Source organism: Actinomyces sp. 432, assembly GCF_009930875.1.
Taxonomy (GTDB): domain Bacteria; phylum Actinomycetota; class Actinomycetes; order Actinomycetales; family Actinomycetaceae; genus Actinomyces.
Genome location: NZ_CP025249.1, coordinates 3,100,008 through 3,123,978, shown reverse-complemented (window position 1 = coordinate 3,123,978; position 23,971 = coordinate 3,100,008). Strand labels below are relative to the sequence as shown.

Sequence of the window (23,971 nt, the reverse complement as noted above, 5' to 3'; positions counted from 1 at the left end):
GAAAGGGGTGAGGCGCGTTGGCTGGTGGGAGTCTGCTGGGTGGTGCTTGGCTGCTTGGCCTGTTGCGCTGTGGGCAGGGCGCGGCGGTTCGGCGGTTCAGAGGCGGTCAGCTGCGCCTAACGGTTAGTGCATTCGGCCCATCCCGAATACGACCCCGTCTCGGCCAAGACCTCCTCGTCAGACATGGACCGACCCCATGTGCGGCGGGGCCTCCTCCTAGGCCCGAGAAACGGTCCCTACACCGCGGGCCAGACCTGGGTTCCGGCAGCTGCATATGCGACGAGCCTGAAGACCCCGATACTGACGTGCCGTCATTAAAACTGGCACGAGTCGCTAAGGCTGCGAAGCCTTTACCGCAACACGTAGTTGAAAAGCACAGTAATGTAATAGCTGGTTGTCAAATACAAGCGATATATGACTTATCTCGTTAGCATCACGAGCACAGCCTAGGCTTTGGTTTGTGGGTGCTGTGGCTGGGGCCGATGACGACGACGTCGGCCCGGTGCCAGGCCGTGTTGGTGGCAGCGGATGACTCGTCGTATTCGTTGAGACCACGCGGCTCCTGGACGGAGGCGGTAGCCGCGGACGGCGCTGGCCGCCGACTCCAGTGACTCTGCTACCGCGGGGGCTGGGCGCCGCTGCGAGGGGCGCAGACCGGGCTGGCTCACTTCACGCTCCGGGATGACGCCTCGGCACTTCTGAAGACGCCACGTACCCCTACCCCCCGCACTGTCACCGGAGGTACGAATCGTCGACCAGAACGTCCGAGATCGGCATAAACGCGTCGGCGGGCCCAAAGGGCCCGCCGACGATCGTTGGAATCACGCGGTTACGTCGTACTGTCTGGTCATTACTGCCAGCGTTTGTGCCGATCTGCGACATTCGCGCGAGAGCGGCGTCCCAGAATCAGTCAACCGACACGGCTCGCAGGGCCGACATGCCTGTACTCGGGCGTCAGACGATGACCTTGTCCAGCTGCGCCTTGAAGGATGCCTTCGGGCGGGAGCCGGCGAACTGGTGCACCACCTCGCCGCCCGAGACGACGGCGAAGGTCGGGATGGAGCGCACGCCGAAGGAGCGGGTGGTGGCCGGGTTGGCGTCCACGTCCAGCTTGACGAACTTCGCCCGCTCACCCAGCTCGGCGGCGACCTCGTCCACGACGGGGGCCATCTGGCGGCACGGACCGCACCACTCGGCCCAGAAGTCGACTACGACCGGAACGTCGGACTGCAAGACCTCGGCCTCAAAGGTGGCGTCGGTGACGGGAAGGGCATTGGACATGGGTACTCCTTTAGGGACTAGATGTGGATATGTCGGAAAACGTGAATGAACGACGCGGCCCGGTACGCCTACGCGGTCGAATCCGGTATGCGGCCGGAAGTGCCGCTTGACTTGCGGGTGCGCCCTCAGGCGTCCAGCTCGGCCAGGTAGGCCTCCGCGTCCAGGGCCGCCCGGCAGCCCGAGCCGGCTGCGGTCACTGCCTGCTGGTACTGCGGGTCGGCCACGTCGCCGCAGGCGAACACACCGGGGATGTTGGTGCGCTGAGAGGGCGAGTCAACCTTGATGTAGCCGGCCTCGTCCAGCTCCAGCACGTCGCTGACCAGCTCCGAGCGCGGAATCTGCCCGATGGCTACGAACAGCCCAGCGGCCGGAATCTCACGGCGCTCGCCGGTGACGGTGTCCTCCAGGGTCACCGACTCCAGGGCGGCGGCGCCATTGAGCCCCACCACCCGGGAGTTCCAGGCGAAGTCGATCTTCGGATCGTCCTGCGCCCGCTTGGCCATGACCGCGCTGGCACGCAGCTGGTCGCGCCGGTGCACCACCGTGACCGAGGAGCCGAAGCGGGACAGGAAGGTGGCCTCCTCCATGGCGGAGTCACCGCCGCCGACGACGACGATCGGCTTGTCCTTGAAGAAGAAGCCATCGCAGGTGGCGCAGTAGGACACACCGTGGCCGGACAGCCGGTCCTCCCCATCGAGCCCGAGCTTGCGGTACTCCGAGCCCGTGGACAGGATCACGGCGCGCGCCTCGTATACGGCGTCGTCGGTGGTGATGCGCTTGATCTCACCGGTCAGGTCCAGAGCGGTGACATCCTCGAAGCGGACGTCGGCGCCGAAGCGCTCGGCCTGCTCCTGCATCTGCGTCATCAAGTCGGGACCCATGATGCCCTCGCCGAAGCCGGGGTAGTTCTCCACCTCGGTGGTGTTCATCAAGGCACCGCCGGCGGTGACGGAGCCCGCCAGCACGATCGGGTGAAGCTGGGCGCGAGCGGCGTAGATCGCCGCGGTGTAGCCCCCGGGGCCGGAGCCGACAATGACGACGTCGTGAACCATGACTCTCCTGATTCGCATCTTCCCGGCGGGCCTGCACCTGCCGGTACCAAGTGGGTACGTCCCCCTGAACCGGGGTGGAGGGCGCTTTGTTCCAGTGGAGCGACCTATTTGAAAGTGATCTCCGAGATGGTGAGCTTATATTGGCCGTCGGCTGCGGTCGGTAGATCCGTCACCCACAGCACGATCGACTCGGTGGTGGCGGCATCGAAGTCGAAGGAGGTTGTGCCCTCACTGAAGGCACCCTCGGCCAGCAGCGTCCCACCGGTCGGATCATCCGCGCTGGTGGCGCGCACCTGCACGTTCCCGCCGACACCCGTGCCGTGAATATCGACACCGGAGACCTGCGCCTCCTCCTCCAGGACCACCGCCATGCCTATGCCCTGCTTCCAGGCGAGCGAGGCATCGTAGTAGAAGCGCGAGGACCAGGCCTGGTCGGTGGAGCCGTCAATGACCAGGGCCGCGTTCTCCGGGTGCTCATTGTTGTCCCCGAAGGGATCGAGTGCCTGGGCGGAGGCCGGCGTGGCCGACGCCTTCGGCTCGGGCTCCTCGGCCTCCTCCTGCTGCTCCGGCGCGGCAGTGGCGGGCGCCGAGGCGGTGGGCACCGTCTTGGCGGCAGGGATGTCATCATCCTGGAACTTCACGTTGGCCAGCCCCAGCAGGTTGTGGACGGCGAAGAACACTCCGATCACAACCGCCACAAGCACCGCGACCAGTACGCCAGTGGTGGTCCGGTTCACCGCGCGCTCCTGCGCCTCGGCATCGTCGTAGCCGCCCTGGTCCTGGGCCGAGGTCACGTCCTTCTGCAGGGAGGGGCCGGGCGTGAACGGCTGGGCGGGTGCGCCCGGCCCGGCCGAGCCGGCCGTTCCGGCGGCTGACCCCACACCGGCCGTTCCCGCTGCTGAATCGGCGGCATCTACCGGGGCGGGCGCAACGGCGGAGCCGCCGCGGGCCTGCGTGACCGGCGCAGCTGCCGTTGCGGCCACAGACTCCGACGGGTCCACGGTGTGCGCCGCATCCGCCGCCCGCGCCGTGGAGCGACGCCGCAGCCGGGCCAGGACGCCGCCTGCCATGCCGCCCAGCGCGGCGGTGGCGGCACCGCCAGAGGCCGAACCGGGCTCCGCGGGCGGCTGCGGGGCCGCCCCGGGCGTAGTGGTCGTCGGGTGCACCAGTCCAGCCAGCACGCCGGTATCCCAGGGCGCCAGCACGCGTGCGATCTCCGCGGCGGAGGTCGGCGCCTGAGTGGTGCCCGCCCAGGTGCGGGCAACCAGCGCGTCCAGGGCGGCATCGACGTCGTCGGGAGTGCGGGCGAGCTGCGACGGAGGCACCGGCGCCCCGCCGACCATGGGGGCCGTGGGCAGGCCGGCGAGCTTGCCCGGCCAGCGTCCCGTCAGCCCGAAGTAGAGCAGCTCCACCAGGGCGCGTGCGTCGGTGCGGTCCGCCGCCAGCGGGTCCGCGGCGATGCTGGTATCCAGCCCCAGCGCAGCCGCCTCCACACCGACGCCGGACACCTGCACGGTGCCGTCCGGGCGTACGCGCAAGGACTCCGGCGTCAGGTTCAGGTGGTGCAGCCCGCGGCGCGAGCAGGCGTCCAGGGCCTGCGCGGCCTCACCGACGATCGCCCGCACCTGGGCGGCGTCCAGCCCCGCGCCGACCAGGGCGGCGAAGGTCCGGCCCGTCATCGGCTCGGTGACGATGAACGACGGCGTGGACGCCTCCACGTCGTAAACGCGCTGGATGCGGGCGTCATCCACCAGGACGGCGCGGGTGGCCGCCTCCAGCACCTCGCGGCGGTGCGGAGTGGCATCGGTCAGTAGCAGGACGGTGACCGGACGGTCCAGAATCGTGTCGCGGCCCAGGTGCCGCACGATGCGGGCAGCGTCGCCGGCATGGTGGACAGCAGTTCATACCGGCCGGAGCCGATCGGCGTGGCGTCCGCCATAAGGCCACCTCCCACTGCTGGTAGCGCCTGCGTGTTGAAGGCGAGTCTAGCCGGATCGGCGGGCCAGACGGCGGCCGGGGCGAAACCGATATTCGCGGGCGGCGGGGGCGGGGCGGAGGTCTGGCGGGCTCCCTGCGGGAGTGCAGGGGCAGCAGGGGGAAGGACGGAGGCAGCGCGGGCTCGGGCTCGGCAACCGTGGAGGGTGCCGGCCCGGGGGCCGACGGCGTCGGAGCCAGGGCGCGGCCCGCACGCACCACCGCCGTGCCCGCGGGCCCGGGCAGGAGTCGGCCGCACTTGACGACGATGCGTGAGAGCGGACTGAAGAACACGTCCAGCTCCTGCACCCGCAACAGCTTCGCGCCGGCCAGGTAGACCACCGTCATCACCGTTGCCGCCACCAGTACGGTAACCAGCGCGTCGACCGGCCGCGTGCCGGTCAGGGAGCCGTCAGCGGGACCCAGCAGGCGGCGCACGCCCAGGCCCACCAGCACCGCGGGCAGGGCCGCAAGGATCAGCCGCGCATAGGTTCCCAGCACCCGGGGCCCGTCCAGGTCCGGCAGATGCCGGCGCATCAGCGGCACCAGAATCAGGAAGCCGGCCACCTGGCAGGTGGCCGAGGCCACCGCCGCCCACACCATCCAGTGGTTGGCCGGCGCCAGCAGGTAGGCGCCCAGGCAGACCAGTATCGGGATGACGCCCACCACCGTGTCGGCGATCAGCAGCCGCTTGGTGTCGGCGTAAGCGAGCATGACCCGCTGCATGGTGAACCAGACGCCCTGCCCCACAATGCCGATCGCCAGCACCGTCAGGATCGGGGCGGAGGCATTGGCCTGCTCCAGGGACAGGGAGGGGACGAAGACTTGCAGCGCCGGGGCGGCCAAAGTGGCAATACCGGCGGCGAACAGCACCGTGAACACCGCGATGGAGCGCAGTCCCAGCGACAGGTCGTCGCGCACCCCCTCACGGTCCCCGGCCGCCGCCTTCTCACTCATGCGGGTGAACAGGGCGGTGATGATCGAGGTGGTGATCAGTGACTGCGGCAGCATGTACACCAGCTGGGCGTTGGCGTACATCGTCGTAGACGGCACGATCACGTCCGCGTAGGCGGCGGACTCGGCGGCCGTAACCGCCCGCGAACCCAGGTTCGTGGCCGCCAGGTCACCCAGTGACACGATCGCGGTGCCCAGCAGCGCCCACAGTGCCACCTTGGACATGCTGCCCAGCCCCATGCCGCGCACCCCGAAGATGATCCTGGGGCGGAAGCCCGAGCGGACCAGCGGGATATACAGGATCAGCGCCTGGGCGGCGATACCGAGCGTCGTCGTCGCCCCGATCAGGGCGATGCGGCCCGCGTCCCAGATGCCCGGGTCCTGACCGGTGGTGTAGCCGCCGTAAATATGCAGGTACGCCAGGATCGAGGCGATGGAGATGATGTTGTTCAGCACCGGCGACCACATGTACGGCCCGAAGCTGGAGCGTGCGTTGAGCACCTGCCCCCACAGGGCGTACAGGCCGTAGAAGAAGATCTGCGGCATACACCAGAACGCGAAGGCGAAGGCCAGCGGCTGCCAGCGACCCAGGCCCGAGGCGTAAAGCATGATCACCAGCGGCGCGGCCACGGTCAGCAAGGCGGCCACGCCCGCGATCACCAGGGACGCCGCCGTCAGCAGCCGGTTAACCAGCTCCTCCCCGTTGCGCTGCCGCAGGGCCCGTACGATCTGCGGCACCAGGATCGCGTTCAGGATGCCGCCGATCAGCAGGTTGTACAGCTGCGTGGGCACCGTGTTGGCGGTGTTGAAGGCGTCCGCGGCCCCGGAGGCGGTGGCGCCCAGCGCGGAGATCAGCAGTGCGTTGCGCACCAGCCCCAGAATGCGGGAGGTCAGCGTGCCCGCCGCCATAACCGCGCTGGAGCGGGCAATCGACGGCGTCGGCCGCTGCGGGCCGTCCTGACGTCCCTGCGCGTCCGGGCTCGGGTTCTGGGGCTCGGCCCCGTCCTGCTTCATCTACGCTCCCTGGGTGTGGCGGTGCGGCGTCCCCGGCGCACGGTCCGGACAATGCCGGCAACCAGAAGGACCACCAGCGCCGCGCTGAGGATGCGGGTGCCCACATTCTCCCAGTCGGCCCGCACCCGCAGGTGGACCGTGGAGGGCGTGCCGACGCTTGCGCCGTCGTCGGAACGCAGCTGAATGGTCAGATCGACGTCGCCGGAACCGACCGCGGTGACCGGCACGCTCGCCGTCGCCTGCCCGCGGGCCGGCACCGTGACCGTGACGTCCTTGGCGATCTGCAGGCGCGTGGAACTGGACTCCAGGTGGACCGTGACCGTCACGTCCTGATCCAGGGAGGAGACGATCCGCACCGGCAGGTCAGCGGCCGAGGCGATGAGGTTGATGGTGCTCGACGGCGCCGCCGCCAGGGCCTGAGTGACCGCCTCACCGTGGGCGCGCGCCTGGCTGATCATGGTGGTGCAGGCGGCCTCGTCGGCCCTCCAGGTTGCCGATCCGGCCAGGGCGACCACATCCGAGGACATGCCCAGGGCGCGGTCCGGGTCACTCAGGATCGACGCAACCGACTCCAGGCGGGTGGCAGCCTCCCGGGCCGCCGCCAGGGTCATCGCGGTCACCTCGCCCTCCCCGCTGGCGGAGTCGGGCAGCGGCATGCGCACCGCCTCCTCGCCGTTGGTAGCCGAGTCGGCAGCAGACGCCACCAGGGCCGGAAGGTCCTGCGCCTCGGTCCAGGCGGAACCGGTAAGGGCGGCCAGGCGCTCGCGGAGCACCTCCGGCGCGGTGCCCGCGGCATCCGCGCGGGACACGGCCACGACGATGTCGCGGCTGAGAGCCGGCGCCTGGCGGGTCAGGATGGCGGCCTGGCCGCGCAGCAGCTGGACGGCATCGAGCACGGAAAGCTCCGCATCTCCCTGGCCGGTGAGCAGGCGGCCCCCGGCCGCGGCGGACAGGCCCTCCTCCGGTATGAGCACAGTGCGGCCATCAAGCGTCATGGTGCCCGAGGGCGTGTAGGTCAGGTCCTCGGCGACTTCCGCGTCACCGGGCTCGGCCACCACGGTGGTTACGGAGTCGGGCAGGGACGCCAGCGTGGTGGCGTCCAGGGCGCCGGCCGACCAGACCGCATCAGTGCCGGCGCCGGCCTGTGCCGCCGCGGAGTCCGCGGCTCGCTCCAAGGCGGACTCGATCAGCTCGGTCTCACCCAGGTGTGCCAGGCCGGACAAGTCGGCATCGGCCCAGGGCAGGACCACCACGTCGCCGGCCTGCAGGGCGGCAGCGAGAGCATTGCGCAGGCGGTCGGCATCGGTCGCCGCGGGCGCGGTCTGCGCTGCGGCGCTCGCGGCGCCGGCAGAGGGTGTCGCACCGGGTGAGGCGGTTGCGTTTGCCGGAATGGAATCCAGGCCTAGTGCTGCGAGCAGGGCCGGGTCCACCGCCAGGACCACGCCGTCGTCGGCCAGGCCCAGCAGCCCCAGCACGCGCTCGCGCAGGGCGGTCAGTGGCTGGCCGGCCCGTGGCTGCGCACCCCCGGTGCCGGCAGCGTCCGCACTGGCGGAGACTGTGGCCGTGGCCTTTGGGGAGGCAGCGGTGGCTTCAGGATCGGGGACGGATGCGGGTGGAGCGGTGGGGCCGGGGGCGGCGTCGGCCGCGTCAGGGGTGCCGGAGTCCGCGGCCGGTGCGCCCGCCTGGTCGGCGGCGCCCCCGGAGGGGTCGGCAGTCGCGCTCGGGGAGGGCGACTGCGCGGCGGGCGGCTCCTCCTGCGTGCCGCGGGTGGCGGCGGTCAGCGCCAGCAGTTCCTCCGGCGAGGCCGTCACCGGCACGAATACCGTCACCCGGGTGGGACTGACGCGCACGCCCGGATCCCACAGCAGGATGGTGCGATCCTCGGTGACAGTCGTATAACCCTGAATCAGCGCCACCTGCACGCCCCGCGGACCCCACTGGTCGGTATCCTCCAGCGGAAGGTCGTCAGCGCGCACCGTCACCCGGAAGGACTGCGCCGTCCCCGGGGCGACGTCCGCCGCCAGGGCCTGCTGGGCGACAGTGACCAGCGGAGTGTCCTGCTCATCGCCCAGCCAGGAGGCCAGCCCCGCCGTCGTCACCTCGGTGCGCGACTGCATCTGCACCACCAGGGCGACGTCACTGATCGGCTGATCGGTGCCATTAGTGATCGTGCCGCTGACGGTGATGTCCTCGCCCGTTCCCACGACCTCCGGAGCCAGCCCCGTGACAGACAGGACGACGCGCCCGGAGACGGCGTCCTGGGCGGAGTCGGTGACATCGGAGCGGGCCGCGCCAAGTGAGGCGGCGGGCAGCGCCCCCTGGCCCATGATGATCCCGGCGCCGGGGCCGCCCACCGACACCTCCTCCCCGCCCGCGACCGGAGCCGCGCGCGCCGCAGACAGGGCGGGCGCGCCCACCATCACAAGCGCGGCCAGCAGGACGGACACCAGTGCCGTCAAAACCCGCCGGGGGGCGTGCCGGCGCGGCGGGTGGCGGACAGACCCGGCGGACCTCACCCCTCACCCACCAGGATCTCCCTGGCGGCCGCAACGATCCGGCGCTCATTGGGGTAAGCCAGGCGGCGGGCGACGTCATCCAGGGTCACCCACTCGACGTCCTCCGCCTCATGGTCGGGATCGTTCTCGGTGGTGAGATCGCCGCACAGCGCCTCCAGCAGGAAGTGGTGGACGACCTTGTGCACGCGGTGGTCCTCACCGGCGAACCAGTAGTCAACGGTGGCCAGGTGACGCAGTACCCGGCCCGTGATGCCGGTCTCCTCCGCGATCTCCCGCACGGCCGCCTCCTCGGCGGTCTCCGTGCCCTCCAGGTGCCCCTTCGGCAGGCACCACTCCAGGCGTCCTCCCCGGTTACGGCGCGCAATCACGGCCGTGACGGCCTTCCCGTCCTGCACGTCGATGATCAGCCCGCCGGCGCTCGTCTCATCGACCACGGGCAGCGAGCGCGCGGTCGTGCGCCGCGGCCGGTTGCCGGCGCGGGGCATACGTGAGCGGTGGGAGGACATAGGGACACTCTAGGCGGTCTGCCCGCCGATCGGCTTGCTTGCGTTCCGCGTGGCAGGCTTAGGCCGATGACCGACCGCCCGACCGCCCCCGCCACCACGCCCGCCTCCCGTACGGAGCGCCGCACCGCCGTCGTCCCCGCCGAGCGCCCCGACGCCGACGGCCTGACCCCCACCGCCCGCCGGGCCCTGCGCGCCCTGCCGGACTCGCTGCACGAGCTGGGTCGGCGCTTCGCCGACGCCGGACATGAACTCGCACTGGTCGGTGGGCCGGTGCGTGACGCCTTCCTCGGCGTCGTTCCGCATGACCTGGACTGCGCCACCTCTGCCCGCCCCGAGCAGACCGAAGCGATCATGAAGGCCTGGGGCGACGCCTGCTGGGACGTCGGCAAGGCCTTCGGCACCATCGGGGCCCGCAAGGGTGATGACATCGTGGAGGTCACCACCTACCGCACCGAGGAGTACGAGACCGGCTCCCGCAAGCCCGCCGTCGCCTACGGCGACAGCCTTGTGGGTGACCTCACCCGCCGCGACTTCACCGTCAACGCCATGGCGCTGCGGCTGCCGGAGCTGGAACTGGTCGACCCCCACGGTGGCCTCGAGGACCTGCGGGCGGGCGTGCTGCGCACCCCGGTGGCCGCCGAGCAGTCCTTCGATGACGACCCGCTGCGGATCATGCGGGCCGCACGTTTTGCCGCCCAACTGGGATTCGACGTCGAGCCCGACGTGCTGGCCGCCATGACCGATATGGCGCCACGGCTGGAGATCGTCTCCGCCGAGCGGGTGCGCGCCGAGCTGGAGCGGCTGCTGCTGGCGCCCTGGCCGCGCCGCGGGCTGGAGCTCATGGTGCACACCGGGGTGGCCGACGTGGTGCTGCCCGAGCTGGCCGCCCTGCAGGAGACCGTCGACGAGCACAAGCGCCACAAGGACGTCTACGAGCACACCCTGACGGTGCTGGAGCAGGCCATCGACCTGGAGACCGGGCCAGACGGGCCCGTCCCCGGCCCTGACCTCACGCTGCGGCTGGCGGCGATCTTCCACGACATCGGCAAGCCCGCCACCCGCCGCTTCCTGCGTGACGGCACCGTCACCTTCCACGGGCACGACCACGTCGGCGCCCGCATGACGGCCAAGCGCATGCGGAAACTGCGCTTCGACAAGCAGACCATCAAGGACGTCTCCCGGCTGGTGGAGCTGCACCTGCGCTTCCACGGCTACGCCGACGCCGCCTGGTCCGACTCCGCGGTGCGCCGGTACGTGGCCGACGCCGGGCCGCTGCTGGAGCGGCTGCACCGGCTGACCCGCGCGGACGTGACCACCCGGAACAAGCGCAAGGCCCACATGCTGGACGCGGCCTACGACGACCTGGAGGCCCGCATCGCGCAGCTGCGCGCGGAGGAGGAGCTGGCCGCCATCCGCCCGGACCTGGACGGCAAGCAGATCATGGCAGAGCTCGGCGTCGGGCCCGGGCCGGTGGTTGGCGAGGCCTACCGCTTCCTCATGGACCTGCGCATGGAGAAGGGACCCCTGGGCGAGGACCTGGCGCGCGAGGCACTGCACTCCTGGTGGGCGGCGCGCGGCGCGAAGTAGGCGGCGGGCGGCGTCGGTGGTGTGCGGCCTGCGGCGGGAGGCGGCTTGCGGCGTTGGCGGTGTGCGGCGTCGGTGTGTGTGGCGGGAAGTTGGCGTTGGCCGGGGCGGGCGTTGTCGGCAGTGGCGATCGTGCCCGCAGCGCCGTCTGCTACGCCCCTTTCCCGTTAACAACGCTACTTAACGGCTTGCTGAAGGGCTGGGAGGTATACAGCAGGCCGTTAACTGGCGTTGTTAACCCCGAACCGGCGTAGCAAACGCCCTCGCGGCTGCGCCGTGCCGGGCCGGTTGGGGCGTGCGGGGACGTGTCGAGGGCTGGGCGGCGCGCGGCGCCCTGTGATGTCTCAGGACATCGGTGACAGTTCTGCCTCAGGACATCGGTGACACTTGGTGTGTCAGGACATCGGTGACACTTGTGGTTGTTTTCGGGGTCTGCCGCGGTTGGAGCGTGTGCTGGGGTCGTGGTGGCTGACGTACCTGGTGGCTGGGTCGGGCCAGGGGTAACTGGTGATGACCTCGCCGTCGGTGTCGACGAACCGGATAGCGGTGGCGTCCCAGCAGGCGGTGACCTGTTGGCCGGCACGTTTCCTGGAGACCAGGAACGAGGTGTTAGCGATCGTGACGGTGCCGTTGGATGCGATCGTCTTGGCCCGCTCGCCCTGCTCGCCGAGCCGGGACCGGCTGCGGCGCCCCTTGTCGGCCAGGACTTCGTAGTCGTCCAGGGCCTGCTGTGCGACCGCGGCGCTCGGGTCCGGTGGGCCTCCAGGGATCACCGGCTCATCACGCGCGGGGTCGGGGCGCGGTGGAGCGGCGACGGGGGTGGCCTGCCATGCCTGGGCCGGGGTGATGCGCCCGGGCAGGCCCTGGTGGGGGCGCTCGTTGTTGTACAGGTGATCGAAGGCGTCGACCTGGGCCTGCAGCTCCTTGAGATCTTTGGCTAAGGGCTGGCTGTCCAGGTAGCGGAACAGGGTTTGGTGGAAGCGCTCATTCTTACCCTGAGTGGTTGGCTTGTACGGCTTGCCGGTGATCGCATCAACCCCAAGAGTCTTGATGTGCTCTACCAGCGCGCCCTGCATGCCCCGCCTGGTGGGGTTCACAGCAGCACCGTTGTCGGTCAATAGCCGCTGGGGCACCCCGTAGCGGGCGACGGCCCGGTCGAAAACCGCGATAGCAGCATCGCTGGTTCTGCGACCAGGCGACCAGCCACGCCACCGCCAGGCGGGAGTGATCGTCGATGAGCTGGAATACGACGCACTTGCGTCCTCCGGCGAGGACGTACTCGGTGGCGCCCCGTCTGCCAGCAGGCGTTCGGGGCGGGGTAGACGAACCGCCTCCACGCAGACCTAGGCCGCTTGTGCGGCTCGCGTCTTGCCACGCCCCGTTGGCGGAAGATGCGCGCCAGAGCTGCCGGCGAGGGCGCGTCCAGTCCCATCGCCACCATCTTGTCATGAACCGATACCGGCCCGTGGTCCAGGCCGGAGGACGCCATCGAGGCGCGCACCGCCACCGCCTGGTCCTTGATGTCCTGGCCTAAGGCGGCTGGGCTAGACCTCGGACGCCTGGACAGCGGCTCGAGGACAGCGGCCTGCCCCAGCTCGACGGCCCTGCGTCGCAGCTTGTAGAAGGTGTTGCGGCGGATGGCGTGCTCGGCGCAAAACGAGGTCACCGCACCACGCGGGGCGTCGTCGGGCCACTGAGCAATCGCAAGTCTGATACGCGGGTCAACAGGATCATTACTCACCGGCCCATCACAGCCGAACTGTCACCACCAATAACCCCGAACTGTCACCGATGTCCTGAGGCAGAACTGTCACCGATGTCCTGAGACATAACACGGCGCGCGGCGCCCGCAACTGGGCGACTTTCGGTGGAGTGCGTGGCGCTCGACCGGGCCATCACCGGCCCGCCACCGCCACCGACCTCTCACCGGCGTCCACAGGCAACGTTCGCGGCACCCCTGTCCACAGAGCTCGTGGGGCGCGGTGGCACCGCCGTCGGACTGAGGCAATCCTGCTGGCATGCAGCACTACCCGACGCCGCCGGAGCGTCCCCGGATGCAATTCACTGCCGACCGCTCCGACGGGGACCTGGCCGGTCGGCGGGATCTAATACGGGTGGCGCGCGGCTGCTACATGACCGTTCCCGGCAGCGACACACCGACCTGGCGCCTGAAGCAGCTCGTCACGCTGGCGCGCTGCGAGGCGGCGCTGCGAGTGTCGCCGTCGGCAATCGCCCTGACCCACGAAGCCGCAGCGGTGGTGCTGGGCCTGCCCATTCTGGAGTCGGAGCCGAACGTCCGCCTGGCTGTGCCCGGGAACCGGTCGCGTAGCACCCTTGTCCTCCCGACGGTCATGTATGGGCCTCCGGAGGGTCGACGTCGTGGTCGGTCGGTGAAGCTGTTGCGTTCGACGACCGCGCCACCGCCGGAGGAGGTCATCAATGTGGGCGGGCTGCGGGTGACCACGCCGCTGCGCACAGCCATGGACTGCGCCTTCGACCTGCCGGTGCGCGAGTCACTGCCTGTGGTGGATGCCGCCCTGCGGGTGGTGTGCAGACCCGATCGCTTCAACCGGCGCTGCTACGGCGAGATGGAGGTCGATGCGGCGCGCGAGCGGCTGATGCGCATGGTGGAGGGCCAGGGCCAGCGCCACGGAAAGCGCCGCGCCAGGGTGGCGGTGGAGCGGGCGGATCCTTTCGCGGAGTCGCCGGGTGAGAGCGTGTTGCGCTGGACGGTAGATGTGGCCGGGGTGCCCGAACCGGTGACACAGCGGCGCTGGATCGGCGACGATGCGCGCGAGTACTTCCTCGACGTCGCTGTGGACAGCGCCATGGTCGACCTGGAGTTCGACGGCTACGGCAAGCTGGCGACGTCGGCGGACGTGCGCGCGGAGAAGCAGCGGGAGATGGTGCTGCGCCGCGGCGGGTGGACGGTGCATCGCTTCGAGTGGCGGGAGCTGGCCGATCCCGAGCGGCTAGTGCGGCGGGTGGAGAGCCTGTTTCCGCCGGAGAGCGCGCGCGGGGTGCGACGGCGTCGTGACCTGTGGCTGTAGGGGTGCGGATCGGTGGTGATGTCCCGCATCAGCCTAAGGGGCGAGCCGCAAGCGCCGGGTGTATGCGGCCCGGTTCCCTGCGCCATCCCCTGGTCGTGTCGTGAAGGGGCGGCGCTCTCTTGGTGTATGCGGTCCGGTTCCCTGCCTCACCCCCCTGGAGGAGGGCACAACCCCAGGCGGCGGCATGCGGTAGGCGGCGAGACGGGTGGCCTGTAGCGGGTGGCGGTTGCGGCGTCGGCGACGGTGTTAGCCCTGGGCCACTTGCTGGAGGATGCGCTCTTGTCGTCTGCTACGCCCCTTTCCCGTTAACAACGCTACTTAACGGCCTGCTGAAGGGCTGGGAGGTATACAGCAGGCCGTTAACTGGCGTTGTTAACCCCGAACCGGCGTAGCAAACGCCCTCGCGGCTGGGACGGGCCGGCCGGGCGGCGACGGGCCGGTGCCGGTGACCACCAGCTTGAGGACCGGCTCCCCGACCACGGAGGTGTCAATCTGCTGCACGGTGCGGCCAAGCTGGGCGTCGACGACGCGGGCAGGTAGTCATGACCCAATGAGTCCCGCGTGTCCATGCGGTAAGTGAGGCGGAAGGCGGAGGTTCGCGGACTGAATGGAGGCGGCTGGCTGGGTCGAACGGCGTTGATGCCGGACTTACCAGTCAACTTCACGCCCAACTTCACACCCTGTGAAGTTAAGCGTGACGTTACTGGCGTGCCAAGCGGTAGCGCTGCTTCGGGCTACGCGGAGGTTCGGTCGCCTCCACTGTCCCGTCGGCAATCAATCCCCTCAGGGCGTTCTGGATGGTGCTGCGGCTGAGGGTGAAGGTCTCGGCGAGTTCGGCGGCCGAGGCGCTCTCATGCTTGGTGAGGTAATCGGCGATACGGTCTCGAGCGGGTGCGTTCCGCTCCCTTGGCACGACGCGCCGGCGTCGGAGTGTGATGGTGAAGCTGGTGACCGAGCTCTTGATTTCGGGCGGCGGCAGGAGGGCCTCGGCAAGGGCGTGCCGGATGACCGCGATTCCGGTACCGCGGTTTTCGGCCACGGCACCACCATTGGGGAAGGTGGTGGACTCCAATAGGGTTGACAAGCGCTGGTTGCGGCTTGTGCTCACACCAGCTTGGCCCAAGGTCTCTACCGTGACGGCGCCGTATAGACCGCCCGGGTTCATGATCTCGAGCCGGTCGACGAACATGCTGACCTGTACCTGTGCGCCGCGCGCGGCCGGCGAGTAGTCCCGGTGCATGAGGGCGTTGACCACGGCCTCACGCACGGCGACTAGTGGGTAGTCGGGCATATCCGTGCGGAAGGTATCCCCGATCAGGCCGGCCGTGCGCATATTGCGACGAACGGCGTCGACGGCGGATTCGACGAGTTCCGGAATCGGACCGGTCAGAGTGGCGCTGTCGAGCAGGCGCACGCCCTCGGTGACGCTGCCCCGGTCGGTACCGGGGAACACGGCGAAGGTGACGGTCAATCTTGGGAAGAACTGCTGCGGATACTCTCCAAACGCCAGTAGCGCCGCGAGGGTGGGGCGCCCGTCCCGGGTTATGCGCAGGCGTTCACGGGCAGTGTCGTCGCCGTCGGCGAAAGTCTTGGGGCGGAGGGTCTGTTGACCATCAAGGAAGGCCCCCAGGGCGTCGTCGGCGAGGTCGTTGAGGGTGGCGTCGGGCACCACTTCCTCATCCCACCGCGGCTGAGTGTGCTCTTCCAGGAGCCTTTCAACCTCGTATTGGGTCATGCGATGGTCGCCGTCGCCCGATCTGGTGTAGGAGCCGCCGTATTGCCCCTGGTCAGTGACGTAACAGGGCTTGTGGCGCGGCTCGATCTCCGGGATCGTGGCGACTACGACAGGAGCCTTACCCAGTAAGACGATCTCAATGAGGGGACGGACTACCGGGGTCATCTGCTCGCAACGGGCAACGAGCTGGTTCCGGGTGCGGGCGGCGTCGAAGTGCGGGACGGGGGCGAAGTCCTGTGCCTCGTCGAGACCGATGAGGATGGTGCCTCCTGCGGAGTTGGAGAAGGCACTGAGGGTGGCACGAATGTCCTTGCCGACGCTCGACTTGACCTCGAGCACCTGCTGGTCGGTGCCGATGACCCGGAGCTGGTCGACGATGGTGGAGAGTTGCTCGGAGTCCATGGGCTGCTGCGTCCTACCTTCTTCACACTTCGCAACTATCTTAACAGTGTGTGAAGTAAGTTGTGAAGTTAAGTGCGAAGTTGATTCGGGGCTGGGCGGTGCGCGGTGGCCCAGGGCGTTCTGTGTCAGGGTTGAGGGCGTTCGGCAGGGTTTCCGTCGTGCCGGTGCCGGTGGTCACCGGCTTGAGTACCGGCTTCCCGACCACAGAGGTGTCAATCTGCTGCATGGTGCGGGCCAGTGAGCGGGCGCCCTTCTCGATCTGGGAGCTGCCCGATGTCACCTCGACCTCGGCCCACCGGCCGCCGGGGGAGGTAAGTGTGGCGTTAAGCGTCGTGGACGTGCTTCCGGCGAGGTGGTCGGCAGCAATGAAGGCGCCGAGGCTCACCCGCGCCCGTAGAGGTGCCGCGTTTGGACCACGTCATGGTGCGCTTGAGCATGCGCAGGAAGCGTCGGGGTGGGTGGTGTCGGCAACCAACCTGATCTACGAGCTGACAGGGACTCGCTCTTCTCGTCTGCAACGCCACTTCCCCGTTAACAACGCTACTTAACGGCCTGCTGAAGGGCTGGGAGGTATACATCAGGCCGTTAACTGGCGTTGTTAACCCCGAACCGGCGTAGTAGATGTCAGACCCCGAGTCGGCACGGGGCACGGCGATTCAGCGTATGGAGGGCGACGGCACTGGTGCCTACTATTCATGTCAGTCGGCATTTGTATGCTCTCTGCATGTCAACGACGATCGACGTCTACTCCACGACGGATGTCTTCCCGCTGGTGCACCAGACTCGGGCGCGAACCGAGGAGCTGTTTCGTGAGCTCCTGGCCAGGCACGGCATCGACTCGACCCTTGACGTGACTGCCTGCTATCCGCGGGAGCGGGGCGAGGAACTGCGCATGGTCCCGCCCGACGTGCGCTGGACGCCGGGTTTGGAGATTGGATTCGGATACTGGCTCAACGGTGTCTGGGATAGCAACTCGTGGCCGGAGTGCCTTGTGCGCGACGATGACGACCTCATCTACGAAGACGATCCCGATGCCCTCGCCTACCCCTCGTTCATCGGACGCTGGGGCTTGCTTCCCGAGCTAGCCCACCGGCTCGCCCCGGAGACGCTTGACCTGATCGACGCACGTCGGCACTACTGGAGCGAGTACCGCAACGCCGCTGGGCCGGCCGTTGCATCGACCGGTTACGGTCTGGCCGCGGCGGCGCTCGCGGAGGCCACCGACGGCGTTATCGCATCCTTCGATAGCGCCTTCGAATTAGAGCACAACGGTGAGACCGCAGAGGAGTTCCTCTCCTGGTGGGGCGATCACCAGATCAACTTCTACGGGAAGAAGCGGTTCCTCCGCTCCCATTGGGAGAATCAGTCTTGACCGCCTAGGCGATCAGGCGGTCGACGACGGCAGGATGGTCTCGGTTCCGAGTTCGGGATGACTGATGTCGGTGAGCCGAGTCATGCTCTGAATACGGTTGCGATGGGCCATGGTGCTTGCATCCACCCAACGTGTGCCCGTCGACGAGCGCAGCCCGAGTTTGTAGACCGGAACACGCCCGCTCGCTGCTCGCCACGCCTATGCTGCCCTGCGTGAGCCAGTCGCCCGAGAACCAGTCCCGCGTCGCAGCCCTCCTTGACGAGTTGTACTTCAATGCGCAGACGCAGCGGGGCAAGGGCACGAGCTTCGAACGCCTGGTCCGGCAGTTCCTCCTGACCGACCCCCGCTATGCCGAGCGCTTTGACGAGGTCTGGATGTGGAAGGACTGGCCGGGGCGCGGCGCCCGCCCGGACCGCGGCGTCGACCTGGTGGCCCGCGAGCGCGACACCGGTGACCTGTGCGCGGTGCAGTGCAAGTTCTATGACCCGCAGTCCCAGGTCACTAAGGGCGACGTCGACTCCTTCCTGGCTGAGTCGGGCACAGGCGAGTTCAGCTCGCGTCTGTTCGTGTCAACCACCGACAAGTGGAACTCCGCGGCCGCAGCCACCGTGGAGAACCAGGCCGTCCCGGTATCCCGTATCGGTTTGAGGGACTTGTTCAACTCCACCATCGACTGGGACAAGTTCAACCTCGCCACCCCCGAGGTAATGGAGCGCGCTGGCCGTAAGACGCTGCGCGAGCACCAGCGCCGCGCACTGGACGCGGTGACCCAGGGGCTCGCCACGGCCGACCGCGGTAAACTCATTATGGCCTGCGGCACCGGTAAGACCTTCACCTCGCTGCGCATTGCCGAGGCCATGGCTGGAAGCGGCGGGGGGGGGTAGCCCTATTCCTGGTTCCCTCCATTGCGCTGCTGTCGCAGACGCTGCTTGAGTGGAGCGCGGAGGCCCAGGAGCCGCTGCGGTCCTTCGCGGCCTGCTCAGACAACAAGGTCGGCAAGAGCCGCGGCAAGACCAACTTGAGCGAGGACATCTCGGTGGTCGACCTGGCGATCCCTGCCACCACCGACGCCGAGGCCCTCGCCCGTCGGCTCACCCGGCCCGCCGCCCCCGTCGACGGCGTGACCCCCATGACGGTGGTCTTCTCCACCTACCAGTCCATCGACGTCGTCGCCCGGGCGCAGGAACTCGGGGCCCCAGACTTCGACCTGATCATCTGCGACGAGGCCCACCGCACCACCGGCGCCACGCTCGCCGGAGCGGACGAGTCCGCCTTCGTCCGCGTCCACGACGACGCCTACCTACGTGGCCGCAAGCGCCTGTACATGACGGCGACTCCCCGCATCTACGACGACTCCACCAAGGCGCGCGCCGGCCAGAAGAACGCGGTGCTCGCCTCCATGGACGACGCCGACACTTACGGCGAGGAGCTCTTCCGCCTGGGCTTCGGCGAGGCGGTCTCCCGCAACCTGCTCACCGACTACAAGGTACTGGTCCTGACCGTCTCCGAGGACGCCGTCGCCTCCCGCATGCAGTCCTCCCTTGCGCGCAACGGCGAGCTCACCCTGGACGACGCCGCCCGCATCGTCGGCTGCTGGAACGCACTGGCCAAGCGCTCCGTTAACCTGTCCGAGTACGGCTCGGACGTTCAGCCCATGCGCACCGCCGTCGCCTTCGCCCGGGACATCAGAAGCTCCAAGCGCTTCGCCGCATCCTTCAACGACGTCGCCGAGGACTACCGCAGCGGCCTGCCCGAGCGGGACGACGCCGTCGCTCCGGCGGGCGGCGATGATGCCGGGTTGCAGCGGCGGCTGGGGTCGGTCGAGGTCAGGCACGTGGATGGCTCCATGAACATCATGGAGCGAAACCGCCTGCTGGGCTGGCTCTCCGGCGAGACTACGGTCGAGCCGGTAGCGTTGTCGTCGGGCGCCGATAGCAGCCAGGGATCCGGTGGCGGTGAGGACGACGCCGACGGTGCGGTGTCCTGCCGGGTGCTGTCCAATGCCCGCTGCCTGAGTGAGGGCGTGGACGTGCCCGCCCTGGATGCGGTCATGTTCCTATCGCCGCGCAAGTCCCAGGTGGACATTGTGCAGTCCGTGGGGCGGGTCATGCGGCTGGCCCCGGGCAAGCGCTACGGCTACATCATCCTGCCGGTGGCTATTCCCACGGGCATGGCCCCGGAGGACGTGCTGGCTGACAATGACACCTTCCGCGTGGTGTGGGAGGTGCTGCAGGCGCTGCGCGCGCATGACGAGCGCTTCGACGCCATGGTCAACAAGATCGACCTCAACCGCTCCAAGCCGGACAAGGTCGCCATCATCGATCCCTTCGGCACGCCCGCCTACGATCCCGACGACGACGCGGCAGACCTGGGTGAGCAGGCGGCCTTCGACCTGGCGTCACTGGGCAAGTGGAAGGAGGCGATCTACGCGCGCCTGGTCCAGAAGGTCGGCAGCCGCCGCTACTGGGAGCAGTGGGCCAAGGATGTCGCCAAGATTGCCGCCCGCCACCGCGCCCGCCTGGAGCAGCGGGTGGCGGACCCGGCGGTCGCCCCGGAGTTCGCGCACTTCCTCGACGCCCTGCGAGCCAATCTCAACGACTCGATCACCCCGGACTCAGCGATCGACATGCTCTCCCAGCACCTGGTCACCAAGCCGGTGTTCGACGCCGTATTCGATGGCTACGACTTCTCCGCCACCAACCCGGTGGCCCAGGTGATGGGGCGGATGCTGCGCGTGCTCGACGGCGCCAACCTGGAGGCGGAGACCGAGGAGCTTGAGGGCTTCTACACCTCCGTGCGTGAGCGCTGCGCCGGCATCGACAACGCCGAGGGCAAGCAGCGCATCATCACCGAGCTGTATGAGAAGTTCTTCTCCCAGGCCTTCGCCAAGACGGCGAAGTCCCTGGGGATCGTGTACACGCCGGTGGAGATCGTCGACTTCATTCTGCGCAGCGTGGACCACCTGTCCCGTGAGCACTTCGGGAGGGGTGTCACCGACGCGGGTGTGCACGTGCTGGACCCCTTCACCGGTACCGGCACCTTCATTGTGCGCCTGCTACAGTCCGGGCTGATCGCCCCGGCCGACCTGGCGCGCAAGTACGCCAGTGAGCTGCACGCCAACGAGATCCTGCTGCTGGCCTACTACATCGCGACGGCGAACATTGAGGTCGCCTACCGCGACCTGCTCGGGCAGGCGCAGCAGGCTGGGAACGACGCCGGTGCCGGGGCGCAGGGAGCGGACGACGGCGGCTATGTGCCCTTCGACGGGATCGTGCTGGCCGACACCTTCCAGATGAGTGAGGGCGAGGGCACCCTGGACACGAGCTTCTTCGTGGCCAACAACGACCGCGCCGCCGCCCAGCGCAAGCTCGACATTCGGCTGATCGTCGCCAACCCGCCGTACTCGGTGGGGCAGGAGTCTGCCAATGACAACAACGCCAACCAGCGCTATCCGGACCTGGACCGGCGGATCGCCGAAACCTATGCGGCCCGCTCCACGGGCACCAACAAGAACTCCCTGTACGACTCCTACCTGCGGGCGATCCGCTGGGCCACCGACCGGCTGGGCGACGCTGGGGTGATCGGCTTCGTCACCAACGGCGGCTTTATTGATGCCAACACCGCCGACGGCGTGCGGCTCAGCCTGGCCGAGGAGTTCGCGCACATTTACGTGTTCAACCTGCGGGGTAATCAGCGCACCGCGGGGGAACTCTCGCGGCGCGAGGGAGGGAAGGTATTCGGAGGCGGCTCGCGCGCGACCGTCGCGATTACCTTCTTGGTGAAGGACCCCGCCCACAGCGGGCCGGCGGTACTGCACTACCGGGACATCGGCGACTACCTGAGCCGCGAGGACAAGCTGCGCATCGTGGGCGGCTCGCGCATTGAGGCCATGAACTGGGAGGTGATCACTCCCAACGCCGCCGGCGACTGGATCAACCAGCGCGACCCCCGCTACGGAAGCTGGCAGTCAATCGGTGAGGGGCAGGCACCGGTTTTCGGATCGTACTCGCGTGGAGTCGAAACCGGACGCGACGCCTGGGTGTACAACTTCTCCGCGGCGACTCTGCGGGAATCCTGCCAGCGTCTCATCGGTACTTATAACGCCGAGCGGCAGCGCATCCACAGCGATCATGCCACCGAGTTGTCCGCGGGTGTTGCGGCTAAGGACCTGGTCACCACGGACGAGACCCAGATCAAGTGGACTCGCGATCTATACCGGTCTGCGGAAAAGGACCGTGTTATTCACTATAACGCGCACGCCACCTACATAGGTCTCTACCGGCCCTTCTGTAAGCAGTGGCTGAACGCCTCCGACGGGATCATCTACCTCCCGGCAGTCCTGCACCGCTACTTCCCCACGCCGGCGCACGACAATCTGGGGTTCTACATAGTTGGTCAAGCGTCCGCCGTTCCGTTCTCGGCGCTGATGACTGATCGAGTACCGAATCTGCATGTCACCGGAGCGGGTAGCGGTGGCCAGTTCTTCCCGCGCTGGACCTGGGAGCCGGTCGACCAGCCCGCCCGGGACGCGGGCATGCTCGACCTGACTGCGGGCGCCGTCGTCGGCGATGAGGGCGGGAGCCTGGACGGCGAGGTCGCGGGTGAGGTGATCGGCGGCTACCGGCGCGTGGACAACATCACTGACGCCACCCTGCACGCCTACCGGGAGGCCTACGGGCCGACGGTCAGCAAGGATGACGTCTTCTACTACGTATACGGGCTGCTGCACTCGCCCGACTACCGCAGCCGCTACGGCGCGGACCTGAAGAAGTCCCTGCCGCGCATCCCGCTGGTCGCCTCCCGCGCGGACTTCGTCGCCATCGCCACCGCGGGGCGCGGGCTGGCCGACCTCCACCTGGACTACGAGACCGTGGAGCCGTGGGAGCTGACCGTGACCGTTGACGGGAAGGAGGTGCCGTGGGCGGAGCGCGACCGGATTGACCCGGCGCTGCTGCACGTAACCAAGCTGCGCTACGCCAAGACCCGGGCGGACGGCAATCCGGTCGCCGACAAGACCAGCATCGTCTACAACGAGCACGTGACCATCTCGGGCATCCCGGAGGCGGCGCAGGACTACCTGCTGGGCTCGCGCAGCGGCCTGGACTGGCTCATCGACCGCTACCAGGTGAAGACCGACAAGGCCTCCGGCATCGTCAACGACCCCAACGACTGGATGGCCGAGGGTGCGGGCCAGGGGAACATGGCGGGGCCTCAGCCCCGCAACCTCCTCGACCTCATCGCCCGCGTCACCACTGTCTCCGTGCGCACGCAGCAGATCGTGAACTCCCTGCCCCCGCTGGACGTGCGCGACTGACCGCACCCCGGCGGGCGCGTCATGTATTCGCCGATTTGTGGCGGGAGCTGGCGTACTCGGTGGTCAGTAGCGGGTAAGCCAGGCCTGCCGGTCGGGATCAATGCTGCCGTCGTCCGGTGCAGTCACCGTGTACCCCGCATCGCGCAGCACATCTGCGGCCACATCGGGAAGAGAGGCCGTCATGGCGCGCACCTGATCGGATCGCCAGGCCGCACGCTGCTTTTCGAGGACTTCCAGGGCGTCTTCGGTGTGGTCCACTCCGAGATCATGGACGAGCATCTCCAGGAAGTCCTCCAGGGTGGGCCGCAGTCGTGGACCTCCCGAAGGAAAGTGAATGTCAGACAGCTGCGGGGCCCGCTCCGCACTGGCCCGGCGGGCCACCTCGCGTCTTGCGCTTCCGACGCCGTCACGGGTCATGGCGAAGGTCCAGTCATCGCGATGGGCGTGGACCTGGAGGTGGCAGCACGGCACGTCGGAGTGCGGGTGGCGTAGATATTCCAGCCGTACCAGGGGCTCACTGCCTTTTGCGGGCAGCAGGATGAAGGCCGACTTCTCGACCAGCATGAAGGAGTGGCGCGCTGACGCCGTGCACTCGTAGCTGACCTTCAACTTCAGCAGGCGCCTCCCGCCCACGGTCAGCACCACCGGCTTGTCTCCTGGGGTGGCCACCGTCGCCTTCCAGACGTTCTTGTGGGTAGCGGCATCAGCGACGAAACCGGGCGCATTGGGGCACACCGTGCGCACGGTGGCGGTGGTCTGGGCCGCGAAGTCGTGGGTCTGGCGTTCCTGCGCCGAGAAGTCCTCCATCAGTCGGACAGTAGGAAGGTGACGGCGTGATACTCGGAGAAGAGGGTGGCCTCGTCTTCGTCGTAGTCCCAGTCCTCCTCGCGCTCAAGCGCGCGTTCAAGACTGCCGAAGCGACGCGTGAGCTTATCGACCACATCCGACTCCCGAGCCTTGAGCTCATCCTCCGTGAACACGCGGACCAGGTTGTTCGTGGGTGCTGACATGCGGGCCTCCTTCCTGCTCCCTTCACTGTAGCCGCACCGTATGACAGGAACCAGCGCCCCTAGCAGGCCGCCCGCTCCATCACCGTCGCCGTGTGTACCCAGGCGGGCGGGAGTAGGTGACGTGGCGGGCTTTCGCTTCAGGCTCTGGACGCTGGTTGGGCATGGATGCCGGCAATGTGTGCGCGCACTGCTTCGGGTGACAAGGCG

The 23,971-nt window shown here is 68.5% G+C and carries 14 protein-coding genes and 1 pseudogene; 5 read left to right on the top strand and 10 right to left on the bottom strand.

Annotated elements, in window-relative coordinates; all coding sequences use genetic code 11:
* Positions 1-954 precede the first annotated feature (954 nt).
* The 5 genes from trxA to CWT12_RS13180 all read right to left on the bottom strand — a co-directional run bounded on the left by trxA (position 955) and on the right by CWT12_RS13180 (position 9,297).
* Entirely contained in the window at positions 955-1,281 is a 327-nt protein-coding gene (gene trxA / locus CWT12_RS13200) for a thioredoxin (protein ID WP_161925184.1), read from the bottom strand.
* Positions 1,282-1,406: 125 nt separating this feature from the next.
* Positions 1,407-2,333, bottom strand: a complete 927-nt coding sequence (trxB, locus tag CWT12_RS13195; RefSeq protein WP_161925183.1) for a thioredoxin-disulfide reductase — start codon at positions 2,331-2,333, stop codon at positions 1,407-1,409.
* 1,743 nt (positions 2,334-4,076) lie between these two features.
* On the bottom strand, positions 4,077-6,275 hold the full coding sequence (gene murJ / locus CWT12_RS14210) for a murein biosynthesis integral membrane protein MurJ (RefSeq protein ID WP_237564207.1): 2,199 nt from the start codon (positions 6,273-6,275) through the stop codon (positions 4,077-4,079).
* Complete coding sequence (locus tag CWT12_RS13185; RefSeq protein ID WP_272927757.1) at positions 6,272-8,791, bottom strand: DUF6049 family protein; 2,520 nt, start codon at positions 8,789-8,791, stop codon at positions 6,272-6,274. The genes murJ and CWT12_RS13185 overlap by 4 nt, the downstream gene beginning before the upstream one ends.
* Positions 8,788-9,297: an NUDIX hydrolase gene (locus CWT12_RS13180; RefSeq protein WP_161925181.1), complete on the bottom strand. Its 510-nt coding sequence runs from the start codon at positions 9,295-9,297 to the stop codon at positions 8,788-8,790. Before CWT12_RS13180 ends, CWT12_RS13185 begins: the two co-directional genes overlap by 4 nt.
* A gap of 66 nt (positions 9,298-9,363) precedes the next feature.
* On the opposite strand from CWT12_RS13180, the gene CWT12_RS13175 reads away from it, so the two are divergent.
* A complete protein-coding gene (locus tag CWT12_RS13175; RefSeq protein ID WP_161925180.1) occupies positions 9,364-10,884 on the top strand; it encodes a CCA tRNA nucleotidyltransferase in 1,521 nt (506 codons plus the stop codon).
* A gap of 392 nt (positions 10,885-11,276) precedes the next feature.
* On the opposite strand, the pseudogene CWT12_RS13170 reads toward CWT12_RS13175, so the two are convergent.
* Positions 11,277-12,622: pseudogene (locus CWT12_RS13170) on the bottom strand (integrase core domain-containing protein).
* Between the two features lie 313 nt (positions 12,623-12,935).
* On the opposite strand from CWT12_RS13170, the gene CWT12_RS13165 reads away from it, so the two are divergent.
* Positions 12,936-13,931 (top strand): hypothetical protein, encoded by a 996-nt coding sequence (locus CWT12_RS13165; protein WP_161925179.1) that lies wholly within the window; start codon positions 12,936-12,938, stop codon positions 13,929-13,931.
* A gap of 700 nt (positions 13,932-14,631) precedes the next feature.
* Here CWT12_RS13165 and CWT12_RS13160 read toward each other — a convergent pair.
* Both CWT12_RS13160 and CWT12_RS13155 read right to left on the bottom strand, forming a co-directional pair.
* Positions 14,632-16,068 (bottom strand): ATP-binding protein, encoded by a 1,437-nt coding sequence (locus CWT12_RS13160; protein ID WP_161925178.1) that lies wholly within the window; start codon positions 16,066-16,068, stop codon positions 14,632-14,634.
* A gap of 40 nt (positions 16,069-16,108) precedes the next feature.
* Positions 16,109-16,453: a hypothetical protein gene (locus CWT12_RS13155; protein ID WP_161925177.1), complete on the bottom strand. Its 345-nt coding sequence runs from the start codon at positions 16,451-16,453 to the stop codon at positions 16,109-16,111.
* A 339-nt stretch (positions 16,454-16,792) separates the two neighbouring features.
* Here CWT12_RS13155 and CWT12_RS13150 point away from each other — a divergent pair, with 339 nt between their 5' ends.
* From CWT12_RS13150 to CWT12_RS14430, 3 genes are all read left to right on the top strand, one after another.
* The gene (locus CWT12_RS13150; protein ID WP_161925176.1) at positions 16,793-17,440 is read left to right on the top strand and encodes a hypothetical protein; all 648 of its coding nucleotides are present in this window, start codon (positions 16,793-16,795) and stop codon (positions 17,438-17,440) included.
* Between the two features lie 212 nt (positions 17,441-17,652).
* Complete coding sequence (locus CWT12_RS14435) at positions 17,653-18,324, top strand: restriction endonuclease (RefSeq protein WP_272927756.1); 672 nt, start codon at positions 17,653-17,655, stop codon at positions 18,322-18,324.
* Between the two features lie 8 nt (positions 18,325-18,332).
* A complete protein-coding gene (locus CWT12_RS14430; RefSeq protein ID WP_337247932.1) occupies positions 18,333-22,754 on the top strand; it encodes a type ISP restriction/modification enzyme in 4,422 nt (1,473 codons plus the stop codon).
* Positions 22,755-22,817: 63 nt separating this feature from the next.
* Here CWT12_RS14430 and CWT12_RS13140 read toward each other — a convergent pair whose 3' ends face one another.
* Both CWT12_RS13140 and CWT12_RS13135 read right to left on the bottom strand, forming a co-directional pair.
* Positions 22,818-23,561, bottom strand: coding sequence for a hypothetical protein (locus tag CWT12_RS13140; RefSeq protein ID WP_161925175.1), 744 nt, complete (start codon positions 23,559-23,561; stop codon positions 22,818-22,820).
* On the bottom strand, positions 23,561-23,764 hold the full coding sequence (locus tag CWT12_RS13135; protein ID WP_161925174.1) for a hypothetical protein: 204 nt from the start codon (positions 23,762-23,764) through the stop codon (positions 23,561-23,563). Before CWT12_RS13135 ends, CWT12_RS13140 begins: the two co-directional genes overlap by 1 nt.
* Between the last annotated feature and the right edge of the window lie 207 nt (positions 23,765-23,971).